This is a genomic window from Streptomyces sp. NBC_00433, assembly GCA_036015235.1.
Taxonomy (GTDB): Bacteria; Actinomycetota; Actinomycetes; order Streptomycetales; family Streptomycetaceae; genus Actinacidiphila.
This window is the reverse complement of record CP107926.1, coordinates 731,420-753,507: the sequence shown is the minus strand read 5'-3', so window position 1 is coordinate 753,507 and position 22,088 is coordinate 731,420. Positions and strand designations below refer to the sequence as shown.

The window sequence follows — 22,088 nt, the reverse complement described above, 5'->3', positions numbered from 1 at the left end:
CGCACCGCAGCCGGAGCCCGCCGCCCGTCCGGGGCGGCGGGCTCCGGCGCCCGCGCGGGCTACTCGCCGCGCCAGATGTTGTCGAAGGCCGCCTGCTCTATGTCCCGCCGCTGCCGCACGGAGTCCAGCTCCATCACCGCGCCGCCGGTCGTCGCCAGCACCGTCACGACCGCCTCGTCGGCGACCGCGGGGGCCGGCTCCGCCGACTCCGGCTGGATGCCGAGGGAGGCGGCCAGCAGCGCGAGCACCGGCTCGCGCTCGGCCCAGCGCGCGGCCGCGTCCCGGCGGGCCGGCGAGTCCACCAGCTGCGCGGGACCCGGGCGGCCCGGGAGCAGCCGCCGGTGCCTGCGGGTGACCTGCCCGCCGGCCTCCATGGCGGCCAGATAGGCCGCGGACAGCGCCCGGCCCCTGCGCCACAGCCAGTCCTCGACCGACTCGTACGGCAGCTGGCGCACCAGCGCCGCCCCGGCCTCGGCCAGCAGCCGGTCACCCGGCGCCGGCCCGACACCGGGCACTATGAGGTCGCCGTCCAGCGAGGCGAGGCCGCCGTCGAGCAGATCGACCAGCTCCGCCCCCGCGAGGGCGAGCGAGAGGTCGCCCGACTCCACGGGCCGGCTGGACTCCACGTCCATGGCGACGATCAGCAGGTCCTGCGCGGTGGTCATGGGGCACTCCACATCGGGGGCGTGGGCGGCTGGTGCTCCGCCCGGCCGGGCGGCACGTCCTTGCCCACAGCACCGACGGTAACGCGATAGGCGGGGCGCTGTACCGAGCGGGCGGTTCGGGTGGCCTGTAGCGTGAAGAGGAGGATCGCCGGCGGGATGCCGGGATCGTCGACCGACGGCCGGCGGACGAGTGGAGAAGGGGCTCTGCATGGGAGCGGATGCGGCCGGCGCCGACCGGGCCGGGCAGCCCGGACAGGTCGACGGGCAGGTCGACGGACACGGCGGTGCCCCGGAGGGCCGCGGGCCGAAACTGGCCTCCGTGGTGGTCTTCGTACGCGACCTCGACCGGGCCATCGACTTCTACCAGGACCTGCTGCTGATGCGGGTCGCGGTCCGTACGACCACGGCGGCGCTGCTGGTCGGCGCCGACGACACCCAGCTGTATCTGCGCGTCATGGGCTCCGGGGGCGAGCACCCGCTCGGCGCCATCGGCGTGCAGTACGTCATCTGGACCGCGGACAGCGCCGACGACCTCCGGCGGTGCGAGCGGCTGCTCAAGGAGCGCGACGCGCACATCGCGTCGAAGGAGACCGGCGACGGTGTGACGGTGGTCGAGGGCCGCGACCCCGACGGCCTGCCGCTGGTCATCGCCCATCCCGGGCCGCACGGTGCGGCCCGGCAGGAGATCATGGCGCGGATCTACGCCTGGTGACGGGCGGCGGTCCCACCGGTCCGCCCTGCGAGGAGGTGCGGGCATGACCGAGGACACCCGGAAGGCCGACCCGCGCCTGGACGGGTCGGCGGCGTCCCTGGAGGAGCAGCTGCGCCGGCTCACCGCGGGCCAGAGCAGGCAGCGCCGGCTGCTGGACGCGGTCGTGGCCATCAGCTCCGACATCGACATGCACAGCGTGCTGCGCCACATCGTGACCGCGGGCACCCATCTGATCGACGCCCGCCACGGCGCGCTCGGGGTGCTCGGCGAGGACGGCGACGTCGTCGACCTCATCACGGTCGGCGCGCCCGAGTGCGACACCGCGCTCGCCCCGCCGGGCCGCCCGTCGACACGGACGGTGCTGGGCGTCCCGCTGACCGTACGCGGCACCGTCTACGGGAATCTGTGCCTGACGGGCAAGAACGACGGCACGCCCTTCACCGACGACGACGAGGCGCTGCTGACCGCGCTGGCCAGCGCCGCGAGCGTCAGCATCGAGAACGCCAGGCTCTACGAGCGGCTCAAATACACCACCGAGCAGTTCCAGCGCCGCATGCTGCCCGACCTGCCCGACCTGGGCCCCATCGAGGTCCGCGCCCGCTACCAGCCGGCCTCCGAGCTGCCCAAGCTCGGCGGCGACTGGTACGACGTGCTGGTGCTGCCCGACGGTGTGGCGTGCATCGTGGTCGGCGACGTCACCGGGCACGACCCGGGCGTCGCGCCCGTCATGGGGCAGTTCCGCAACATGCTGCACGCCCTGGCCCACGACCGGGGCGGCCCGCCCGGGACGATCGTCTCGAAGCTGGACGACGTCATCGGCACCCTCGACGACCCGCCCGCGGCGACCCTCATCCTCGGCCGGCTGGAGGAGCGGCGCCCGGGGGAGTACACCTTCCACTGGACCAACGCGGGCCACCCGCCGCCGCTGCTGATCGCCCTCGACGGCACGGTCTGCTTCCTCGCCCCGCCCCGGCACGGCATCCCGGTCGGCGTCGACCCCCGGCTGCCGCGTCCCGACCACGAGCACCCGCTGCCGCCGGGGAGCACCCTGCTGCTCTTCACCGACGGCCTGGTCGAGCGCCGCGACCAGGACATCGACGACAGCCTGCGCGCGCTGGCCGCGCAGGCGGGCTCACTGGCCACGGTGGACCTCGACGCGCTGTGCGACGAGGTCATCGCCCACCACGGCCAGGTCTTCGACGACGACGTGGCGGTCCTGGTCGTCCGCGTCCCACCGCTGCCCGCCGGCACGTCCGGAGGCGGGTCCTTGACCGCCGGCGGCCTAGACTCGGCGGCAGGCGATCGACTCGGCCGTGGCGGCGCCCCTCCCTGACGGGTCGCCGCCCCTTGGCAGCGTGCCCCTTTCCACCGGCGGCCGCCGCCCGCGGCCGGTCCCGCACGCGGGGGAGAGGCGGAGGAGGCCATGGCAGCCGACACAACAGGCTCAGATCCGGACGCCCCGCGCTTCCCCGTGGCGGCCGCCGCGCGGGCGGACTCGGTGCCCGCCCTCGACGACGCGCTGAGCACCTGCCGGGCCTGCCCGCGGCTGGTCGCCTGGCGCGAGGAGGTCGGCCGGGTCAAGCGGCGGGCCTACACCGACTGGACGTACTGGGCCAGGCCGGTGCCCGGCTTCGGCCCGCAGGACGCCCCGCTGGCGATCGTCGGCCTCGCCCCCGCCGCCCACGGCGGCAACCGCACCGGCCGGATGTTCACCGGCGACCCGTCGGGCGACGTGCTCTACGCCGCCCTGCACGCGGTGGGCCTGGCCTCCCGGCCCACCGCCGTGGACCGCGCCGACGGCCTCGAACTCCTCGGCGTACGCGTCACAGGACCCGTGCACTGCGCCCCGCCCGACAACCGGCCCACCACCGCGGAGCGCGACACCTGCCGCCCCTGGCTCGCCCGCGAGTTCCAGCTGCTGCGCCCGACGCTGCGGGCGGTCGTCGTGCTCGGCGGCTTCGGCTGGCAGGCGCTGCTGCCGGTGCTGCGCGACGCCGGCTGGCAACTGCCCCACCCCCTGCCCGCCTTCGGCCACGCCGCCCATGCGCTGCTGCGCGACGCGGGCGGCGGCGACCTGCACCTCTTCGGCAGCTACCACCCGAGCCGGCGCAATGTCTCGACCCGCACGCTCACCCCGGCGATGCTCCGCGATGTGCTGCGCACCGCGGCCCGTACGGCGGGCCTGCCCGCACTCGACTGAGCGCCCCGGGCCCGCCCGTACGGGGGACGGCTGCGGCTGTCCGTACGCCCGCGGGGGCGCGGCTGCCGCTATCCGTGCCGGCCGAGCCGGTATTCGCCTCCCAACTGCTCGGTCAGGACGTTCAGCCGGTTGAAGGCGTTGATGAGGGAGATCTGCGCCACCAGGGCCATCAGCTGCTCGTCGTCGAAGTGCTCGGCCGCGTCCGCCCACGCCTCGTCGGTGACCCGGCCGGCGTCGGCGAGGCGGGTGCCCTGCTCGGTCAGCTCCAGCGCGGCCCGCTCCGCCTCGGTGAAGACCGTCGTGTGCCGCCAGGCCGCGACCAGGCTCAGCCGCAGCGGGGTCTCGCCCGCGTTCGCCGCCTCCTTGACGTGCATGTCGAGGCAGCCGCCGCAGCCGTTGATCTGGCTGGCGCGGATGTTCACCAGCTCCACGACCGACATCGGCAGCGACGAGGCGGCTACTACCCCGTGCGCCGCGACGAGGTGCTTCCCGAACCTCGGCCCGGTCTGCGTGGCGCGGGGGTCGAGTCGAGTCTCCATGGCGGTCTCCTTCGTCGTCCGGTGTGCTCTCACCTCCTTGGACGAGCGGGCCCGGCCGGACGTAACACCCGGCCTATTCGGGCCGGTCCGGGACGCCCATGGACGCCAGGCGCTCCGGGGCGCTCACCGACAGCATCCCGACGATCCGGCCGCCGACCACCGTGCAGGCCATCACGCCCAGCAGCCTGCCGTGCGCGTCCCACACCACGACCCCGGAGTCACCGTTGACCAGCACGGGCCGCGCGGTCACCGCGGCACGGACCCCGCGCTGGGCCCGGACGGCCACCTCGGCGGCGCCCAGCCTGACGACCACGCCGCGCGCGGTGTAGGAGCGCCAGGTCACGTCCGGGTCGAGCACCCGCAGCAGCCCCTCGAAGTCCCCGCCCCGCGCCGCCGCGAGAAAGGCGTCGACCACCGCGCGCTGCCGCGTCAGCTCGTCGGGGGGACGGTGGGCGTCCTGCACCTTCCTGCGGGCCCGGCTCGCGAGCATCTTGGCGGCGTCCGCGGTCCTGTCGAGGATCACCCCGATCTCGTCGAAGGGCACCGCGAACATGTCGTGCAGCACGAAGGCCAGCCGCTCGGCGGGCCGCAGCGTGTCGAGCACCACCAGCAGCGCGAGGCCGACCGACTCGGCGAGCAGCGCGTCCTGCTCGGGCGCCGCGCCGTCGTCCTCGGCCACCGTGAACTCGGGCAGCCGGTCGTCGTACGGCGCCTCGGGGCGGGCCTTGCGCGCGCGCAGCACGTCGATGCAGACCCGGCCGACGACGGTCGTCAGCCACCCGCCCAGGTTGCCGATCGCGTCCGGGTCCTGCCGCGCCAGCCGCAGCCACGCCTCCTGCACCGCGTCCTCGGCGTCCGCCCTCGACCCCAGCATCCGGCAGGCGACCGCCACGAGCCGCCCGCGCTGCTCCTCGAAGGCCGCCGCCAGCGCGTCGTCAGGACCTGGTCCGGTCATGGTGTCACCTTCCTCGCGCGTATCCCGTCACCGGTCTGACGGTCCCGCCGGGTCCGAGGTAACCGAAGCGAACACACCCCGCGCCGCCCGCCGGTGCCGCCGACCTCAGCGCTGCGCCGCTCCCGGTGCGGCGGGGGCCAGCAGGGCGAGGCAGGAGTCGGGCTCGGCGAAGGGCCGCAAGTCCGTCGCGGCCAGCGGGGCGCGCAGCTCGGCCAGCGCGCCCTGCATCAGGCCCAGGTGCACCGAGCACACCACCTGGCCGTATTCCTCGGCCAGTTCGAGGAAGGGGCAGTGCCGCAGCCGGATCCGGCCCGGCCCGGTCCCGTCGCCGGCCGGCTCCGCGACGGGTTCGAAGCCGAGGTCGGCCAGCAGCGCGGTGAGCCGGTCGGCGGACTCCAGGGCGGTGGGCCGCCGGAAGGGCGGCATCGGGTCGATCAGGAAGCGGCCCCACTCGCGGCCGGCCTCGGCGGCGGCCCCGGCCGCGGCGGGCCCGGTGGACGCGAGCCGGCTGACCAGCACCTGCGCCAGCAGGCGGTAGGCCCGCATGCCGCCGCGGTCCATGCCGGGGCGTGGCGCGTAGACCGTACGCGGCCGTCCCGGCCCCGCCGGCTCCTCCACCCGCCGGTGGACCGCGCCTTCGGCGACCAGCGCGTCCAGGTGGAAGCGCACGGTGTTGGGGTGCACGCCGATCCGCTCGGCGAGGTCCGCGACGCCCAGCGGCCCGTCGGCGGCACGCAGCATGCCGAGCACCTCCCGGCGGCGCGGACTGTGCCGCGCACCGGACACGTCAGCCCTCTCCGCCCTGCGGCGGCAGCGCCGCGATCAGCGGGTGGTCGCGCTCGATCAGGCCCAGCTTCGCGGCGCCGCCGGGGGAGCCGAGCTCGTTGAAGAATTCCACGTTCGCGTTGTAATAACCCTGCCACTCGGCCGGGACGTCGTCCTCGTAGAAGATCGCCTCGACCGGGCAGACCGGCTCGCACGCCCCGCAGTCGACGCACTCGTCGGGGTGGATGTACAGCGAGCGCTGCCCCTCGTAGATGCAGTCGACGGGGCATTCGTCGATGCACGCCTTGTCCTTCACGTCCACGCACGGCTGTGCGATCACATACGTCATGTGGGCCTCCCCGGAGTCGGCCGATCATTTTTATGAATCGTACATATAATAATTGTCGCCCAGGAGTCCACCAGTCGAGGAACACGTGATGACGCCACCTTCCGAGCCGGGCGAACCCGCAGCACTGCCCCAGGTGCTGTGCGACACGCGGGCGCTGACCGCCGTACCGCCCGCGGCGACCGGAGTCCCGTGGAAGCTGGCCGAGGGCGGCCGCCAACTCGACGCCAACCTCGTCCACCTGGCACCCGGCGAGCACATCGCCCCGCACGCGGAGCCCGACCTCGACGTCCTGGTCCTGGTGGTCGCGGGCGGCGGCCTGCTCGGCGCCGGCGGCACGGCGGAGGCCCTGCCGCTCGCCGACGGCGCCCTCGTCTGGCTCCCGCACGGCTCGACCCGCGCCATCACGGCGGGCGACGACGGCCTCGCCTACGTGACGGTCCACCGCCGCCGCCCCGGCATGGGCATCCGCCCGAGGCCGTGACCCGTGCGGGTGGCGCGGGTCGGCCGGCGGCCCGCCTGTACGGAACAAGGCATGGGGATTGACAAGCGGCGACGGGGGTTCCACTCTGTGGCAACGTTGTCAGTCGCGATACGGGCGTGGTTCCACCGCGTTACGGCAACGTTGTCATCCGGGGCGGCCGCACCGCTCCTGATTGCCGGTCAGCAGGACTCGTACTCGTGATTGGACCTCGCGCATGGCGCATCAGTCGCAACCGTCGGCCCGCCCCTCCCGGCGGTCCGTCGTCGCCACCGGCTCGACCCTGCTGGCCGGATTCGGACTGGCCTGCGTGCCGGGGGTGAGCGCCGCGGCGGCGCCCGGCGACCGGCCGGGCAAGCCCGGGGCGCCGGGCGGACCGGCCGCGCCCGGCGAACTGGCCGCCTACCGCCCGGTCGAGGTCTCCTCGACCGACTACGCGCCCACACCGGCCGAGTTCGCCGTCGACACGGTCAACTCGCCCGGCGTGCGCGGCACCGGGTGGCGGGCCGCGGACGGCGATCCGCAGTGGATCTCCGTCGACCTGCAGGCCGACTGCCCGGTCACCGCGATCCGGCTCACCTTCGAAGGCGCCGAGCACGACCCGGTCTTCACCAAGCCCTCCTCGGGGAACTGGTCCGACGGCACGACAGGGCAGGAGATCCTGTCCAGCTACGCCGTCGACTTCGTCGTCGAGACCTCCCGCGACCGGCGCTCGTGGACCAGCGTCCACCGCACCACCACCGGCACCGGCGGCGTCGTGGACATCGCGCTCGACAAGCCGGTCGTCGCCCGCTGGGTGCGGATGACCTCCCGCAAGCGGTCGAGCCCCAACCCGCTGGGCCTCAACGGCTTCGAGGTCTACGGCACCCCGCCCGCCCACCGGGCCGGCGCCACCGGCTGGACCGACTGGGGCCGGCACGACCACCGGGCGCCCGCGCTGGCCGTCGCCGCGGACGGGACCGTGCCGCTGGAGTCCGGCTGGACGCTGACCATGGACGACTGGGCCGGCGGCGAGGGAGCGGACCTGTCCCGTACCACCGTCGACACCAGCGGCTGGCTGCCCGCGACCGTCCCCGGCACCGTGCTGGCCTCACTGGTCGACCAGGGCAAGCTCCCCGACCCGGTCGAGGGCCTGAACAACCTGCACATCCCCGAGGCCCTGTCGCGCCACTCCTGGTGGTACAAGCGGGACTTCGAGCTGCCGCGGGACTTGCGCACCGGCGCCGGCCGCCGGGTCTGGCTGGAATTCGACGGGGTCAACCACCAGGCCGACATCTGGCTCAACGGCCGGCAGGTCGGCGGGCTGCTCTACCCCTTCGCCCGCTCGGCCCACGATGTCACCGCCCTGCTGGCGGCGCACGGCGGCAACGCGCTCGCGGTGAAGATCACGCCGATGCCGATCCCCGGCAGCCCCGGCGACAAGGGGCCCGCGGGGGAGTCCTGGGTGGACGCGGGCGCCGGGCAGATGAACCTCAACTCGCCCACCTACCTGGCCGTCTCCGGCTGGGACTGGATGCCCGCGGTGCGGGACCGGGTGTCCGGGATCTGGAACCACGTCAGGCTCCGCTCCACCGGCGACGTCCTGATCGGCGACCCGCGGGTGGACACCGTGCTGCCCGTGCTGCCCGACACCTCCGTCGCCGAACTGACCCTCACCGTGCCGGTGCGCAATGCCGCCGACGCCGACCGCACCGCGACGGTCTCCGCCTCCTTCGGCGACGTCCACGTCTCCCGCAAGGTCACCGTCCCCGCCGGGCAGAGCCTCGACGTCACCTTCGCCCCCGACGCCTTCAGCCGGCTGCGGCTGCGCGATCCGAAGGTGTGGTGGCCCAACGGCCTCGGCGAAGCGGCCCTGCACGACCTGGCCACCACGGTCTCCGTCGGCGGCACCGAGAGCGACCGGCGCACCACCCGCTTCGGCATCCGCCAGTTCGGCTACGAATACGCGGTGCCGCTGCCCTTCAACGGCAGCGGCGACGCCTACACCCAGTCGGTGGACGTCGGCGCGCAGAACGCCCGCCACGTACGGATCCACTGCCTGACCAGGGCGACCGACTGGGGCGCCTCGCTGTGGACGGCGGCCGTCGTGGACAGCTCGCAGCCCTCCGTGGACCTCGCGCTGCACGCGACCGCGACCTCCTCCACCGTGGACGAGGACGACCACGGACCCGGCAACGCCACCGACGGCGACCCCGCCACCCGCTGGTCCTCCGCCTTCGAGGACGACCAGTGGCTCCAGCTGGACCTGGGGGCCGTACGCTCCTTCGACCGGGTCGACCTGACCTGGGAGCAGGCCTACGCCAAGACCTACGTGGTGCAGGTCTCCACCGACGGCTCGGCCTGGACGGACGCCAAGACGGTGGACAACTCCGCGGTGCCGCTGCCCTTCAACGGCGGTGACGCGAGCCTGCAGACCGAGGAGTTCGAGGCGCGGACCGCCCGCTACGTGCGGATCGACTGCGGAATACGGCAGACCAGCTGGGGCAACTCGCTGTGGTCGCTCTCGGTGGTCGACAGCAGCCGGCCCGACACCGACCTGGCCCTGCGCCGCGACGTCACCGCCTCCACCGAGGACCCGTCCAACCCGGCGGCCAACGCCACCGACGGCAACCCGAACTCGCGCTGGTCCTCCGAATACGCCGACCACCAGTGGATCCAGGTCGACCTCGGCTCACCACAGACCTTCGACCGGGTGGCGATCCTCTGGGAGGCCGCCTACCCCAAGACCTACGTCATCCGGGTCTCGGACGACGGGCAGACCTGGACGGACGTGAAGTCCGTGAAGAATTCCCCCGACCCGCTGCGGATCAGCGTCAACGGGGTGCGGGTGCTGTGCCGCGGCGGCAACTGGGGCTGGGACGAACTGCTGCGCCGGATGCCCGCGGAGCGGATGGACGCGGCGGTGCGCATGCACCGCGACATGAACTTCACCATGATCCGCAACTGGGTCGGCAGCAGCGACCGCGAGGAGTTCTTCGCCAGCTGCGACGAGCACGGCATCCTGGTGTGGAACGACTTCCCGAACGCCTGGGGCATGGACCCGCCGGACCACGACGCCTACAACGCCCTCGCCCGCGACACCGTGCTGCGCTACCGCAGCCACCCCAGCGTCGTGGTGTGGTGCGGCGCCAACGAGGGCAACCCGCCCAAGGCGATCGACGACGGCATGCGCGACGCCGTGCAGTCGCAGGCCCCCGGCATCCTCTACCAGAACAACTCGGCCGGCGGCATCATCACCGGCGGCGGCCCCTACAACTGGGTCGAGCCCGAGCGCTACTACGACCCGGCGACCTACGGCAGCAGCAGCTTCGGCTTCCACACCGAGATCGGCATGCCGGTGGTCTCCACCGCCGAGAGCATGCGCAACCTCGTGGGCGACAGCCCCGAGTGGCCGATCGGCGGCGCCTGGTACTACCACGACTGGAGCGAGCGCGGGAATCAGGCCCCGCAGAACTACAAGGCCGCGATCGAGACCAGGCTCGGCACCGCACGGGACCTCGACGACTTCGCGCGCAAGGCGCAGTTCGTCAACTACGAGAACACGCGCAGCATGTTCGAGGCGTGGAACGCCCATCTGTGGGACGACGCCAGCGGGTTGATGCTGTGGATGTCGCACCCGGCCTGGCACAGCACCGTGTGGCAGACCTACGACTACGACTTCGACGTCAACGGCACCTACTACGGGGCCAGGTCGGGGTGCGAGCCGCTGCACGTCCAGGCCGACCCGGTGACCTGGCAGGTCATCGCGGTCAACCACACCGCGGGCGAGCTGCGCGGCGCCCGGGTCACCGCCCAGGCGTACGACCTGGCGGGCCGCAGGCTCGGCGCCACCCGCACCGCCCGGGTGGACGTCGGCTCCGCCGCCACAGCCGCGGCCTTCACCGCCGGGTGGACCGACGACCTGCCCGACCTGCACCTGCTGCGGCTGGTCCTGGCGGACGGACGGGGCCGCGAGCTGTCCCGCAACACCTACTGGCGCTACCGCACCCCCGCCGCCATGGCCGCGCTCAGCACGGCCCGGCAGGTCCGCACCTCCGCCACGATCGGCCGGGTCACCACCGACGGCTCGCGCCGCGAGCTGACCGCGACCGTACGCAACCGGGGGTCCGCCGTCGCCGCGATGGTACGGCTGTCGCTGCTCGACCAGCACACCGGCGGGCGGGTGCTGCCGACGCTCTACGGCGACAACTACCTGTGGCTGCTCCCCGGCGAGTCCCGTACGGTCACGCTGTCCTGGCCCGCGCACGCGCTGCCCTCGGGCCGGCCCGAGCTGCGGGTGGAGGGCTACAACAGCCCGGCGGTCACCGCGAGGTGAGCCGGCGCCGGACCGGCGTTCTTGTTATCGCCAGGACGCCGGTCCGGTCTCCATGGGCATGAGGCACGCAACGACACGCACCCGGCACCAGCGACGGCACCGGGCCCGCCCCCGCTGGCCGCGGACCGCGGCGGCGCTCGCGGTGGTCGCCGCCGTCGCGATCGCCGCCTGGCTGGCGTCATCGCAGGACCCCGGCTCCGGCGGCGGCGCCCCCGCCGCCGCCCGGCCCGCCGCGAGCACCACGGCGGCGGCTCCCGCCACGACACCGACCCCGGCCGCCACGCCGACCACGGCCCCGCCGACGGCCACGAGGACGCCGACGCCCAGCCGCCGGGCCACCCCCACCGGGCGGGCGACACCGAAGAAGACGGCGGCGCCGCCGGCCAAGCTGTCCGCACCCGGCGGGCAGCGCAGCATCGTCATCGTCAACCGCACCCCGCAGACGGTCTGGGCCGTGGCCACCGGCACCGCCGCCTACCCCGAGGGCCGCGAACTGGCCCCCGGCGCGAGCACGTCGCTGCTCGTCGGCAACTCCTGGGGCGGCCGCATATGGGGCCGCACCGGCTGCACCGGCGACGCCTCGGGCCGCTGCCTGACCGGCGACTGCACCACCACCTGCGGCGGCCCCGTCACCCCCACCACGCTTGGCGAATTCACCTTCGACGCCTTCGACGGCATGGACTTCTACGACGTCAGCATGGTCGACGGCTCGAACCTCCCGATGTACATCAACATCTCCCACACCACCAGCACCGACCCGCTCACCTCCGGCGGCTGCTACCACGGCGCCTGCACCCGCACGGTCGCCTGCCCCACCGCCATGCAGGCCACTTCCGGCGGCCAGGTCATCGGCTGCAAGCCGCCCTGCGCGGCCTTCGGCGGCGACACCTACTGCTGCCGCGGCGCCTGGTCCGGACGCGAGAACTGCCTCCCGGCGAAGTGGCCGGTCGACTACACCCAGGTCTTCAAGAAGGCCGAGCCGTACGCGTACTCCTACGCCTTCGACGACAGCGCCACGATGGCCTGCAAGGGCGCCTGCTATTACCGGGTGACCTTCGGTACGAGCTAGTGCTGTGACCGCACAGGTCCGCCGCACTAGCATGGGCCGGATGCGCGACGACACGCCAGACGAGGCCCGACGGGCCGGCCTGAGCCGGATCTTCGACGAGGACGCGGAGCTCTACGACCGGGCCAGGCCCGGCTATCCGCCGGGGCTTTTCGACGACCTCGCCGCGCTGGCCGGCACCGGGCCGGGGTGCCGCGTGCTGGAAGTCGGCGCCGGCACCGGCAAGGCCACCGTGCCGCTCGCCGAGCGCGGCTGCCGGATCACCGCCGTCGAGCTGGGCGCGGGCATGGCCGCCGTCGCCCGGCGCCACCTGGCCGCCTTCGAGGCGGTCGAGGTCGTGACGGCGGACTTCGAGACCTGGCCGCTCCCGGCGGAGCCGTTCGACGCGGTCGTCTCGGCGACGGCCTTCCACTGGATCGACCCGGCGATCCGCGCGGTCAAGTCCGCCGACGCGCTGCGTCCGGGCGGCGCGCTCGCCGTGATCGCCACCCACCATGTGGCAGGCGGCACCGAGGACTTCTTCGCCGAGGCCCAGGCTTGCTACGAGCGCTTCGACCCGGCCACCCCGCCGGGCCTGCGGCTGACCGCCGCGGCGGAACTCGACATCTCCTCCCACGTGGCCGAGATCGCCCGCACCGCCCGCTTCGGCCCGGTCGCCGTCCGGCACCACGAGTGGGACCTGACCTACACCACGGAGCAGTACCTGGAGGTCCTGCGCACCTACTCCGGCCACCGCGCCCTGCCACCCCCATCCCGGGAGGCCCTGCTCGCCTGCATCGCCGGCCTCATCGACGGCCACTACGGCGGACACGTCACGAAGCGCTACCTCACGCAACTGCGGGTGTCGCACACGCGGTGAGCCGGGTCCCCCCGGCCGGGGGCCGGCGCCTCGCGCCGCAGCTGCGGGGTTCCCCGCCGCTGCGAACGCCGTGGGGCTCAGGGGAGCCTGGTGGCCGTACCGCTCACCCGGACGCGGGGGTCTCCCGGGCGGAGTTCGACCGTGAGGGTCCCCGGGCGGCCCATGTCGGTGCCCTGGTGGAGGGTCAGCACGGCGTCCGACGGGACCAGCGCGAGGTCGCGGGCGTACGCGCCGAAGGCCGCCGCGGCCGCGCCGGTCGCCGGGTCCTCGACCACGCCGCCGACCGGGAAGGGGTCGCGGACGTGGAAGGTGCGGTCGGACTCGCGCCACACCAGCTGGACGGTCGTCAGGTCGAGCCCGTGCATCAGCGCTTCGAGCCGTGCGAAGTCGTAGTCGAGGTCGGCCAGCCTGGCGCGGGTCGCGGCGGCGAGCACCAGGTGGCGGGCGCCCGCGTAGGCGATCCTGGGCGGCAGGGCCGGGTCCAGGTCGGCGGCTGCCCAGCCGAGCGCGGCCAGCGCCTCCGCGACGTCGGCCGGGTCCGCGTCCTCGACATGCGGTTCGACGCTCGTCAGCGTCGCGCGCAGTTCGCCGCCCTCCCGGGCCACGCTGACCGGCACGGTCCCCGCGGCGGTCGCGAACACCAGCTCGCCGGGACCGCCCCGCTCGGCCAGCGCGACCGCGGCGGCGACGGTGGCATGCCCGCAGAAGGGCACCTCGGCCTTCGGGCTGAAGTAGCGGATCGTGTACGCCCCTTCGCCGGTCCGCTCGGTCAGGAAGGCCGACTCGCTGTAGCCCAGCCCGGCCGCGACGGCGAGCATCCGCTCCTCGTCGAAGCCGGACGCGTCGAGGACGACACCGGCGGGGTTGCCGCCCGCGGGGTCGGCGGAAAAGGCGGTGTAGTGCAGAATTTCGCTCACGCCCAGCCCAACCGCGCCACTCGGCGAGGCATTCCCACCACCTGCCCGCCCAGCGGGGGTTCGGCCCCCGCGGGCTGCCACCCCGCGCTCGACGAGCCGGCACGGCGCGCGTCACCGAGGGATCGGGCACCCCCGCCGAGGTGCCCGCGACGGGCAGCCGGGCGCCCCCCGCTCACCGCCGGCGCCGGGCGAACCGCGTACCCGGCGCGCAGCGCGGGTCAGTGGCCGATCACCGGGTGCGGCCGGTACGGCGCCGTCAGGCGGGCCGCGTCCTCGGGGGACAGGCGCACGCTCACGGAGGCCACCGCGTCGTCCACATGGTGGGGCTTGGTCGCGCCGACGACCGGGGCCGTCACGCCCGGCTGGGCGAGGAGCCAGGCGAGGGCGATCCTGGCCGGGGGGACGCCGTGGGCGGCGGCGACCGCGGCGAGGGCGTCCACGACGTCGAAGTCGGCTTCGGCGTGGGCGTCGAAGCGGGCGTCGGCCAGCGGGTCGGAGGCCGCCCGGAGGGTCCGGCGGGCGCCGTCGCGGGTGCGGTTGCCGGCGAGGAGGCCGCGGGCCAGGGGGCTGTAGGGGATGAGGCCGACGTTCTGGTCGAGGCACTGGGGGAGCATCTCGCGCTCCTCCTCGCGGTAGACGAGGTTGTAGTGGCTCTGCATCGAGACGAAGCAGGGCCCGCCCGCCGCCCGGGCGGCGTACTGCGCCTTCGCGAACTGCCAGGCGTACATGCTGGACGCCCCGACGCAGCGCGCCTTGCCGGAGCCGACGACGTCGTCCAGCGCCGCCATCGTCTCCTCGACCGGGACGTCGGGGTCGTAGCGGTGGATCTGGTAGAGGTCCACGTAGTCGGTGCCGAGCCGGGTCAGCGAGGCGTCGATCGCCGCCATGATGTGCCGGCGGGACAGGCCGCGGTCCTCGGGGCCGGGGCCGGTGGGGAAGTAGACCTTGGTGGCCAGGACGTAGTCCTCGCGGCGGGCGAAGAGCCGGGACAGCAGCCGCCCGGTGATCTCCTCGCCAGTGCCGCCCGCGTAGCTGTCGGCGGTGTCGAAGAAGGTGACCCCGGCGTCGACGGCCCGGCGCACGATCGGCTCGGCGGCGTCCTCCGTGAGCTGCCACTCGCGCGCCGGTGTGTCGCCGAAGCTCATCATGCCCAGGCAGATCCGCGAGACCGTCAGGTCCGATGACCCCAGCCGTGCGTATTCCATCCGCGCCTCCTGCCGACGGGGGCCCGGGGCGGACCCCGCGCCACACCGTACGGGACCGCGGCGGCGCCGCGCGCGGCCATATCCTGGCGCCGTGCACATCTGCTTCGTCTGTACGGGCAACATCTGCCGGTCGCCGTCCGCCGCGCTCGTCCTCGCCGAGCGGCTGCGCGCGGCGGGCCTCGACGACCGGGTGCGGGTCAGCAGCGCCGGGCTCGGCGGCTGGCACGCGGGGGACGGCGTCGACCCGCGGGCTGCCCGCGTCCTGGCCGCGCACGGCTACCCGGTGGGGCACGCCGCGGCCCAGCTCGGCCCCGCGCACCTGGACGCCGACCTGCTGGTGGCGATGGACCGGGGCCACGAGAAGGCGCTGCGCCGGATCGCGGACGACCCGTCACGCGTACGGCTGCTGCGCTCCTTCGACCCGGACACGACGGGCGACCCCGATGTGCCCGACCCCTACTACGGCGGCCCCGAGGGCTTCGAAGAGGTGCTCGGGATGATCGAGGCCGCGATGCCGGGGCTCCTGGACCGGGTGCGCGAGCACCTCGACCTGTGAGCGCCGAGGGGCCCGCCGCCGCGGCGGCCCGGCTGACGGGGCGCCGGGTGACGGGGGAGCGCCGGCTGTCCGGCGCGCTCACCGAGGTGGTCCTGGACGAGGGCGGTCCGGTGGTGATGGTCAAGCGCGCGGACGCGCCGGGCGCGGTGCGGGCCGAGGCGGCGGGCCTGCGCTGGCTGGCCGGCGCAGGTACGGTCCCGGTGCCCGCCGTCCACGGCGGCGACGACCGGTGGCTGGTGACCGACCTGGTCGCGACCGGGCGTCCCGACCCGGAGGCGGCGGCCCGCTTCGGCCGGGAGCTGGCCGGGCTGCACGCCGCGGGCGCACCGGCCTTCGGCGCCGCGCCGCCTGGCGGCCCGGTGGACGCCTGGATCGGGGCGGCGCCGATGCGCAACGCGCGAGGTGCCGACTGGCCGCGCTGGTACGCCGAGCACCGCGTGCTGCCGTATCTGCGGCAGGCCGTGGACGGCGGCTCCATGCCGAGCGCCGGGGCCGCGGTCGTGGCGGAGGTCTGCGACCGGCTCCCCGAGCTGGCGGGCCCCGCGGAGCCGCCGGCGCGGCTGCACGGGGACCTGTGGAACGGCAATGTGCTGTGGGGCGCCGACGGGCGCGTCCGGGTGATCGACCCGGCCGCGCACGGCGGGCACCGGGAGACCGACCTGGCCATGCTCCGGCTCTTCGGCTGTCCGCAACTGGACCGGATCCTCGGCGCCTACCGCGAGGCGGCACCGCCGGCCGACGGCTTCGCCGCCCGCGTCCCGCTGCACCAGCTCTTCCCGCTGCTGGTGCACACCGTGCTCTTCGGTGGCGGCTACGCGGACCGGGCGGTCGCGGCGGCCCGCGCCGCGCTGGCGGCCTGATAGCGGGGCAGGGGCGTCGGTTAGTCTGCGGGGCGTACGCGGAGGCGGGGACAAGGACGTCGGCCTCGGCGGCGGGGGCACCGCGAGCCCCTCCCTCGAAACGACGAGATGGCGAGCGACCATGACCGACGTCCCCGGCGGGCACCGCTTCGTGATCCTGCACGGCTGGGAGAACCGCCGGCCCGCCGGCCACTGGCAGCACTGGCTGGCCGGGCGGCTGGCGGAGCTGGGCCACGAGGTGGCCTACCCGCAGCTGCCGGACCCCGACGACCCCGAACTCGCGGTGTGGCTGGAGCGGTTGCGCGCGCTGCTCGCCAAGCCGTCCGGGGCGCGGCAGGTCACCGTCGTGTGCCACAGCCTGGCCTGCGCGCTGTGGCTGCACGCGGTCGCCCGCGGGCAGGTGGCGGCGCCCGTCTCGCGGGTGCTGCTGGTCGCCCCGCCGTCGGCGGGCTTCCTGCGGCAGCACCCGCAGGTCGCGGCCTTCGCGCCGCCGCCGCTGACCGCCGGGCAGCTCGCCGGCGCCGCCGGGCGTACGCGCATCGTCTGCGGTGACGACGACCCGTGCTGCCCGGAAGGCGCGCCCGCCGAGTTCGCCGCGCCCCTGGGCCTGCCCGCCGACGTCGTCGCCGGCGGCGGGCACCTCAACACGGCCTCGGGGTACGGCCCCTGGCCCGGCGTGCTCGACTGGTGCCTGGCCGCGGCGGGCGACGACCCGCTGCGGGGCCTCGATCAGGCTGAGGGCGGCGGGGCGCGGACGTAGGCTGGTTGACCATGGACTATCTGAAACTGGGCACGACCGGTCTCGACGTCTCCCGGATCTGCCTGGGCTGCATGAGCTACGGCGTCGCCGACCGCGGCACCCACAGCTGGACGCTGGACGAGGAGGCGAGCCGGCCCTTCGTACGGCAGGCCGTCGAGGCCGGGATCAACTTCTTCGACACCGCGAACGTCTACTCCGACGGCACCAGCGAGGCGATCGTCGGCCGGGCGCTGGCCGACTTCGCCCGCCGCGACGAGATCGTGCTGGCCACCAAGGTGCACGGCCGGATGCGGCCGGGGCCCAACGGCGGCGGCCTGTCCCGCAAGGCGATCATGACCGAGATCGACCACAGCCTGCGCCGGCTCGGCACCGACTACGTCGACCTCTACCAGATCCACCGCTGGGACCGTACGACTCCGATCGAGGAGACGATGGAGGCCCTGCACGACGTGGTGAAGGCCGGCAAGGCCCGCTACATCGGGGCGAGTTCGATGTACGCCTGGCAGTTCTCCAAGGCGCAGTACGTGGCCGAGCGGCACGGCTGGACCCGCTTCGTCAGCATGCAGGACCACTACAACCTGCTCTACCGCGAGGAGGAGCGGGAGATGCTGCCGCTGTGCGCCGACCAGGGCGTCGGGGTCATCCCGTGGAGCCCGCTGGCCAGGGGCCGGCTGACCCGGGCCTGGGACACCACCAGCGCGCGCAGCGAGACCGACGAGTTCGGCAAGACCCTCTACCAGGACAGCGACCGGCACATCGTGGACGCCGTCGCGGGCATCGCGGACGAGCGCGGTGTCACCCGCGCCCAGGTCGCGCTGGCCTGGCTGCTTCGGCAGCCCGCGGTGACCGCGCCGATCGTCGGCGCGACCAAGGCGCAGCACCTGGACGACGCGATCGCCGCGGTCGACCTGCGGCTGAGCGACGACGAGTGCAAGCGGCTCGAAGAGCACTACACCCCGCGCGGCATCGCCGGCTTCGCGTAAGCCGCCGGGCCGCTCCCCCGCGCGCTCACTGTCAGGCCGTGGCCACCGCCACGGTGGCGCCCTGCGCCGGGGTGCTGTCGGGTCCTCGGCGGTGGCCTCGAAGGTGTGCGGCCCGGCGGCGAGCCCGCCGGCGCCCGTGCAGGTCCAGCTGCCGGAGACGGCGGCCGTGCACAGCGGCGCCCCGTCGGACGTCACCGTGACCCTCGCGCCGGGCTCGGCCGAGCCCGCCACGACGGGCGCGGCACCGACGGTGTCGCCCGCCGCGGGCGAGGTGATCGCCACCGGCGGCGCGAAGCCGGCGGCGGCGCCCGCGAGCACGGTGAGCGCCGCCGAGCAGAGCGCGACGACCCGTCTGTACGGAACCCGCCGGCGACGGCGGGGGAAGTTCTGCACGATGCCCTCCAGGGCGATACGGCTTTCAGTCAACGGCGTTGACGTAGTAGTCCGATGAATGCGCCTGCTCCCGCGTATGACTCCTCTGCCGCGTGCGGAAACGGGACACCGGGCTCACGTAACATCGGATGACTGTCGTTCTAGACCATCCAGGGAGACGGCGTAAAGACCCGGGACGCAGCAAAGTGCCGGTCCGCGGAAAGCCCGCGGACCGGCACCTGGCCCTTACCGTCGCGCGTGTCACCCGGCGGCGGTCGTCGGCATCCCGAGGTCGACCGGGCCGCCGGCCCCGCGGGCGGCGGGCTTGCAGGCGTCGTGGCAGTCCTTGTCCAGGCTGCAGCACAGCGAGCAGATCGCACCGCTGTGGAAGGGGCAGCCGGCGATGTCGGGGCGCTCGAAGTCCTCGGCGCAGACCGTGCAGGTCATGGTCGCCGCCGACAGCAGGCCGTCCTCGCCGAACAGCGGCTCCGCCTGGTCGTCGGTCCGCGCGATGTAGTAGCGGCCCTTGGTGGCCACCGCGAGCAGCGGTGAGAGCACCATCGCCACGAACAGCGCGATGAAGGGCGAGAAGGCCTTGCCGTACGCGCCGAAGGCGTGGAAGTAGGCGGCGATGGACACCGCGGACGCCACCAGCATCGAACCGAAGCCCACCGGGTTGAAGTTGTACAGGTGCGCCCGCTTGAACTCGATGAAGGACGGGCTGAGCTTCAGCGGCTTGTTGATCACCAGGTCGGCGACGACCGCGCCGATCCAGGCGATGGCCACGTTGGAGTAGAAGCCGAGCACCGTGTTGAGGAAGCCGAAGACGCCGCCCTCCATCAGGGCCAGGGCGATGCCGACGTTGAGGAAGATGTAGACGACCCGGCCGGGGTGGCGGTGGGTCAGCCGGGAGAAGAAGTTCGACCAGGACAGCGAGCCCGAGTAGGCGTTCGTCGTGTTGATCTTGATCTGCGAGAGGATCACGAAGAAGGTCGCAAGGCCCAGTGCCACCGGCGCCGCGAAGGTGTGGATACCCGAGACGTACTGCTGGATCGGCTCGTTGGCCTTGGCCAGGCCGATGTGGCCGGCGATGTAGAAGGCCAGGAAGGCGCCGCCGATCTGCTTGGCCGCGCCCAGCACCACCCAGCCGGGACCGGCCGCGAGCACCGCGGACCACCAGCGGCGGGCGTTGGCCGGCGTCTTGTCCGGCATGAAGCGCAGGTAGTCGACCTGCTCGCCGATCTGGGCGATCAGCGACAGCGCCACACCGGCGCCCGCCCCCACCCCGATCAGGCTGACCGAGGAACCGGTGGGCGAGTTGCCCGCGAAGTGCGTGAACCGCGAGAAGGCGTGCGGGTCCTGGATGGCGATGGACACGAAGGGCGCCACCATCAGCACCAGCCACACCGGCTGCGTCCACACCTGCATGGTCGACAGCGCGGTCATCCCGTAGAAGACCAGCGGCAGGATGATCAGCGCGCAGATCAGATAGCCCACCGCGAGCGGGATGTGCAGCCCGAGGTCGAGCGCCTGGGCCATGATCGAGCCTTCGAGGGCGAAGAAGATGAAGGTGAAGCTCGCATAGATGATGGACGTGAGGGTGGAGCCGAGATAACCGAATCCGGCGCCCCTGGTCAACAGGTCCATGTCGATGGAGTATTTCGCGGAGTAGTACGAGATCGGAATTCCGGTCAGGAAGATGGTGACCGCGGCGGCCAGGATCGCGATCAGCGCGCTGCTGAATCCGTGGGAGATCGCGATGGAGCCGCCGATCGCGAAGTCGGCGAGATAGGCGATGCCGCCGAGTGCGGTGGTGGCCACCACATAGGGGGTCCAGCGGCGGAAGGACTTGGGCGCGTAGCGCAGCGAGTAGTCCTCCAGCGTGGTGTTCTTCGTCCAGCCGTTGTAGCGGCGGGTCGTCGTACCGGTGGCGCCGTCGGGAGGCGCGGGTGTGTCGACCGTGTCCGTCACGAGAACTCCCTTTTCCGTCCGCGGTGTGCGATCCGCCGCCGGGGATACGTCCCCGGCGGCGTTCGAAGAGTCCCGCCGGTTTGTTTCTCGGTGATGTCGGGGCCTTTAAATACGTGACGCGTCGCCAGGAATTGGGCGACGCGCGTAGATTGACGGGAGAGCGTATTCCAGGGAAAGCGGTGATCCGCTTCCGCTGCCCGGTCGGCGGAATTCCGCGGCGAATCCGGGATCGCGGCCGGCGGGCGGCCGGGGCGCGGGGTGCGGGCCGGCGCCGCCCGGCGCCAGATGCTTCCCCTAGAAAGTATTTCCTGGGGAAGGTACTGTCAATGCCCGGAGGGGGGCTCACAGTTGGGCGACGACCGCGAAGTCGAAGGTGTCCGCCCTGGCCAGGTAGACCCGCTGGTCGAGGTGGCTGCCGCGCAGCCGCAGGGCGCCGCGCGGGCCCTCGTAGCCGACCGAGTCGCGGACCGCGTGCATCGCGCGCACGTCCGCCGAGCCCGCCCGCTCGGCCAGCGCGCCGAGCAGCCGCAGCCCTTCGAAGCAGGACTCGCCGAGGCTGCCCACCACGGGCGCGTCCACCCCGAAGCGGCGGGCGAAGCGCCGGTTGAAGTCCAGGCTCTCCGCGGTGGCCAGCGTCTCGAAGTAGCCCGCCGCCGCCCACAGTCCCGCGGTGCCGTCGGCGCCGCTGGCCAGCAGCATGTTCTCGTCCATGTGGGTGCTCAGCCGCTGGCAGCGGTCCTGCAGCCCGTGGGCGGCGAAGGCCCGGTTGAAGCGCACCGCGTCCGCGCCGACCAGCAGCATCAGCACCGCGTCCGCCTCGCTCCTCTCGATCCGCCGCAGGACCTGGCCGAAGTCGGTGCTGCCCAGCGGCAGCAGCGCCTCGCCGACCGTCCGCCCGCCGCAGTCCCGCGCGTGCCGGCGGGCGGCGGCCGCGGTGACCCGCGGCCACACGTAGTCGTTGCCGACCGTGAACCAGCGGCGTACACCGGTCGCCTCGGCCAGCATCCGCATCGCGGGCAGCAGATGGCGCCGGTCGGTCTCCCCGGTGAGGAAGACCCCCGGAGTGCGTTCGCCGCCCTCGTACTGCGCGGTGTAGACGTACGGCACCAGGTGCGCGATCCGCGGCGCGAGCGCCCGGCGCACCGCCGAGATGTGCCAGCCGACCACCGCGTCCACCGCACCGAGCCGCACCAGCGCCTCGACCCGCGCGGCCACCTGCTCCGGCGGCCCCGCGCCGTCCACCGGGACCAGCCGGACCGGCCGCCCCGCCACGCCGGCCGCGTCGTTCAGCTCCTCCGCGGCGAGTTGCGCGGCCAGTTCGCAGGAGGGGCCGAGGATGCCGCCGGGACCGTGCAGCGGGACCACGAGCGCCACCGTGAGCGGCAGATCGGTGCCCGCGGCGGGCCTGCCGCGGGGCCGCCGCGGGGAGATGTCCGGCGGTTCCGGGAGCATGCGGCCACCTCCGGAGGGGCGTACGGGTACGAGGAAGACCGACCCGGTCCCGGCGCCCTCGCAGAGACCTCCTAATGTGGCCGAACAGTAGACCTGGGAAAGGACACCG

Annotated in this window: 21 protein-coding genes; 12 read left to right on the top strand and 9 right to left on the bottom strand. The window is 73.9% G+C overall.

What is annotated here, in order from left to right; all coding sequences use genetic code 11:
- Positions 1-59: 59 nt before the first annotated feature.
- On the bottom strand, positions 60-665 hold the full coding sequence (locus tag OG900_03060) for a GPP34 family phosphoprotein (protein ID WUH89215.1): 606 nt from the start codon (positions 663-665) through the stop codon (positions 60-62).
- Positions 666-873: 208 nt separating this feature from the next.
- Between OG900_03060 and OG900_03055 the strand changes: the two genes are divergently transcribed.
- The 3 genes from OG900_03055 to OG900_03045 all read left to right on the top strand — a co-directional run bounded on the left by OG900_03055 (position 874) and on the right by OG900_03045 (position 3,577).
- Positions 874-1,377: a VOC family protein gene (locus tag OG900_03055; GenBank protein WUH89214.1), complete on the top strand. Its 504-nt coding sequence runs from the start codon at positions 874-876 to the stop codon at positions 1,375-1,377.
- Between the two features lie 43 nt (positions 1,378-1,420).
- Positions 1,421-2,710 (top strand): SpoIIE family protein phosphatase, encoded by a 1,290-nt coding sequence (locus OG900_03050; GenBank protein WUH89213.1) that lies wholly within the window; start codon positions 1,421-1,423, stop codon positions 2,708-2,710.
- Positions 2,711-2,800: 90 nt separating this feature from the next.
- Positions 2,801-3,577 carry a uracil-DNA glycosylase gene (locus tag OG900_03045; GenBank protein WUH89212.1) on the top strand — a complete coding sequence of 259 codons (777 nt, stop codon included), beginning with the start codon at positions 2,801-2,803 and terminating at the stop codon, positions 3,575-3,577.
- Between the two features lie 68 nt (positions 3,578-3,645).
- On the opposite strand, the gene OG900_03040 is transcribed toward OG900_03045, so the two are convergent.
- From OG900_03040 to OG900_03025, 4 genes are all read right to left on the bottom strand, one after another.
- Positions 3,646-4,116 (bottom strand): carboxymuconolactone decarboxylase family protein, encoded by a 471-nt coding sequence (locus OG900_03040; protein ID WUH89211.1) that lies wholly within the window; start codon positions 4,114-4,116, stop codon positions 3,646-3,648.
- Between the two features lie 73 nt (positions 4,117-4,189).
- Positions 4,190-5,071 carry a sigma-70 family RNA polymerase sigma factor gene (locus OG900_03035; protein WUH89210.1) on the bottom strand — a complete coding sequence of 294 codons (882 nt, stop codon included), beginning with the start codon at positions 5,069-5,071 and terminating at the stop codon, positions 4,190-4,192.
- Positions 5,072-5,176: 105 nt separating this feature from the next.
- Positions 5,177-5,857, bottom strand: coding sequence for a helix-turn-helix domain-containing protein (locus tag OG900_03030; protein WUH89209.1), 681 nt, complete (start codon positions 5,855-5,857; stop codon positions 5,177-5,179).
- A gap of 1 nt (position 5,858) precedes the next feature.
- Positions 5,859-6,185, bottom strand: a complete 327-nt coding sequence (locus OG900_03025; GenBank protein WUH89208.1) for a ferredoxin family protein — start codon at positions 6,183-6,185, stop codon at positions 5,859-5,861.
- Positions 6,186-6,273: 88 nt separating this feature from the next.
- On the opposite strand from OG900_03025, the gene OG900_03020 reads away from it, so the two are divergent.
- The 4 genes from OG900_03020 to OG900_03005 all read left to right on the top strand — a co-directional run bounded on the left by OG900_03020 (position 6,274) and on the right by OG900_03005 (position 12,903).
- On the top strand, positions 6,274-6,666 hold the full coding sequence (locus tag OG900_03020; GenBank protein WUH89207.1) for a hypothetical protein: 393 nt from the start codon (positions 6,274-6,276) through the stop codon (positions 6,664-6,666).
- 214 nt (positions 6,667-6,880) lie between these two features.
- On the top strand, positions 6,881-10,978 hold the full coding sequence (locus OG900_03015; GenBank protein ID WUH89206.1) for a discoidin domain-containing protein: 4,098 nt from the start codon (positions 6,881-6,883) through the stop codon (positions 10,976-10,978).
- A gap of 58 nt (positions 10,979-11,036) precedes the next feature.
- Positions 11,037-12,047, top strand: a complete 1,011-nt coding sequence (locus OG900_03010) for a thaumatin family protein (protein ID WUH89205.1) — start codon at positions 11,037-11,039, stop codon at positions 12,045-12,047.
- A 40-nt stretch (positions 12,048-12,087) separates the two neighbouring features.
- Positions 12,088-12,903, top strand: a complete 816-nt coding sequence (locus OG900_03005) for a class I SAM-dependent methyltransferase (protein WUH89204.1) — start codon at positions 12,088-12,090, stop codon at positions 12,901-12,903.
- A gap of 77 nt (positions 12,904-12,980) precedes the next feature.
- Here OG900_03005 and OG900_03000 read toward each other — a convergent pair whose 3' ends face one another.
- Both OG900_03000 and OG900_02995 read right to left on the bottom strand, forming a co-directional pair.
- Positions 12,981-13,826, bottom strand: a complete 846-nt coding sequence (locus OG900_03000) for a PhzF family phenazine biosynthesis protein (GenBank protein ID WUH95595.1) — start codon at positions 13,824-13,826, stop codon at positions 12,981-12,983.
- Positions 13,827-14,038: 212 nt separating this feature from the next.
- Entirely contained in the window at positions 14,039-15,025 is a 987-nt protein-coding gene (locus OG900_02995) for an aldo/keto reductase (protein WUH89203.1), read from the bottom strand.
- 91 nt (positions 15,026-15,116) lie between these two features.
- Here OG900_02995 and OG900_02990 point away from each other — a divergent pair, with 91 nt between their 5' ends.
- The 5 genes from OG900_02990 to OG900_02970 all read left to right on the top strand — a co-directional run bounded on the left by OG900_02990 (position 15,117) and on the right by OG900_02970 (position 18,635).
- Positions 15,117-15,581, top strand: a complete 465-nt coding sequence (locus OG900_02990; protein WUH89202.1) for a low molecular weight phosphotyrosine protein phosphatase — start codon at positions 15,117-15,119, stop codon at positions 15,579-15,581.
- Positions 15,578-16,441, top strand: a complete 864-nt coding sequence (locus OG900_02985) for a fructosamine kinase family protein (protein ID WUH89201.1) — start codon at positions 15,578-15,580, stop codon at positions 16,439-16,441. Before OG900_02990 ends, OG900_02985 begins: the two co-directional genes overlap by 4 nt.
- A 121-nt stretch (positions 16,442-16,562) precedes the next feature.
- On the top strand, positions 16,563-17,201 hold the full coding sequence (locus OG900_02980; protein ID WUH89200.1) for an alpha/beta hydrolase: 639 nt from the start codon (positions 16,563-16,565) through the stop codon (positions 17,199-17,201).
- Between the two features lie 11 nt (positions 17,202-17,212).
- Positions 17,213-18,184 (top strand): aldo/keto reductase, encoded by a 972-nt coding sequence (locus OG900_02975; GenBank protein WUH89199.1) that lies wholly within the window; start codon positions 17,213-17,215, stop codon positions 18,182-18,184.
- Positions 18,185-18,275: 91 nt separating this feature from the next.
- Entirely contained in the window at positions 18,276-18,635 is a 360-nt protein-coding gene (locus tag OG900_02970) for a hypothetical protein (GenBank protein ID WUH89198.1), read from the top strand.
- Positions 18,636-18,817: 182 nt separating this feature from the next.
- Here the strand turns inward: OG900_02970 and OG900_02965 are convergent, their stop codons facing one another.
- The gene (locus tag OG900_02965; GenBank protein ID WUH89197.1) at positions 18,818-20,527 is read right to left on the bottom strand and encodes a hypothetical protein; all 1,710 of its coding nucleotides are present in this window, start codon (positions 20,525-20,527) and stop codon (positions 18,818-18,820) included.
- A 342-nt stretch (positions 20,528-20,869) separates the two neighbouring features.
- Complete coding sequence (locus OG900_02960) at positions 20,870-21,979, bottom strand: substrate-binding domain-containing protein (GenBank protein WUH89196.1); 1,110 nt, start codon at positions 21,977-21,979, stop codon at positions 20,870-20,872.
- Positions 21,980-22,088: the final 109 nt, after the last annotated feature.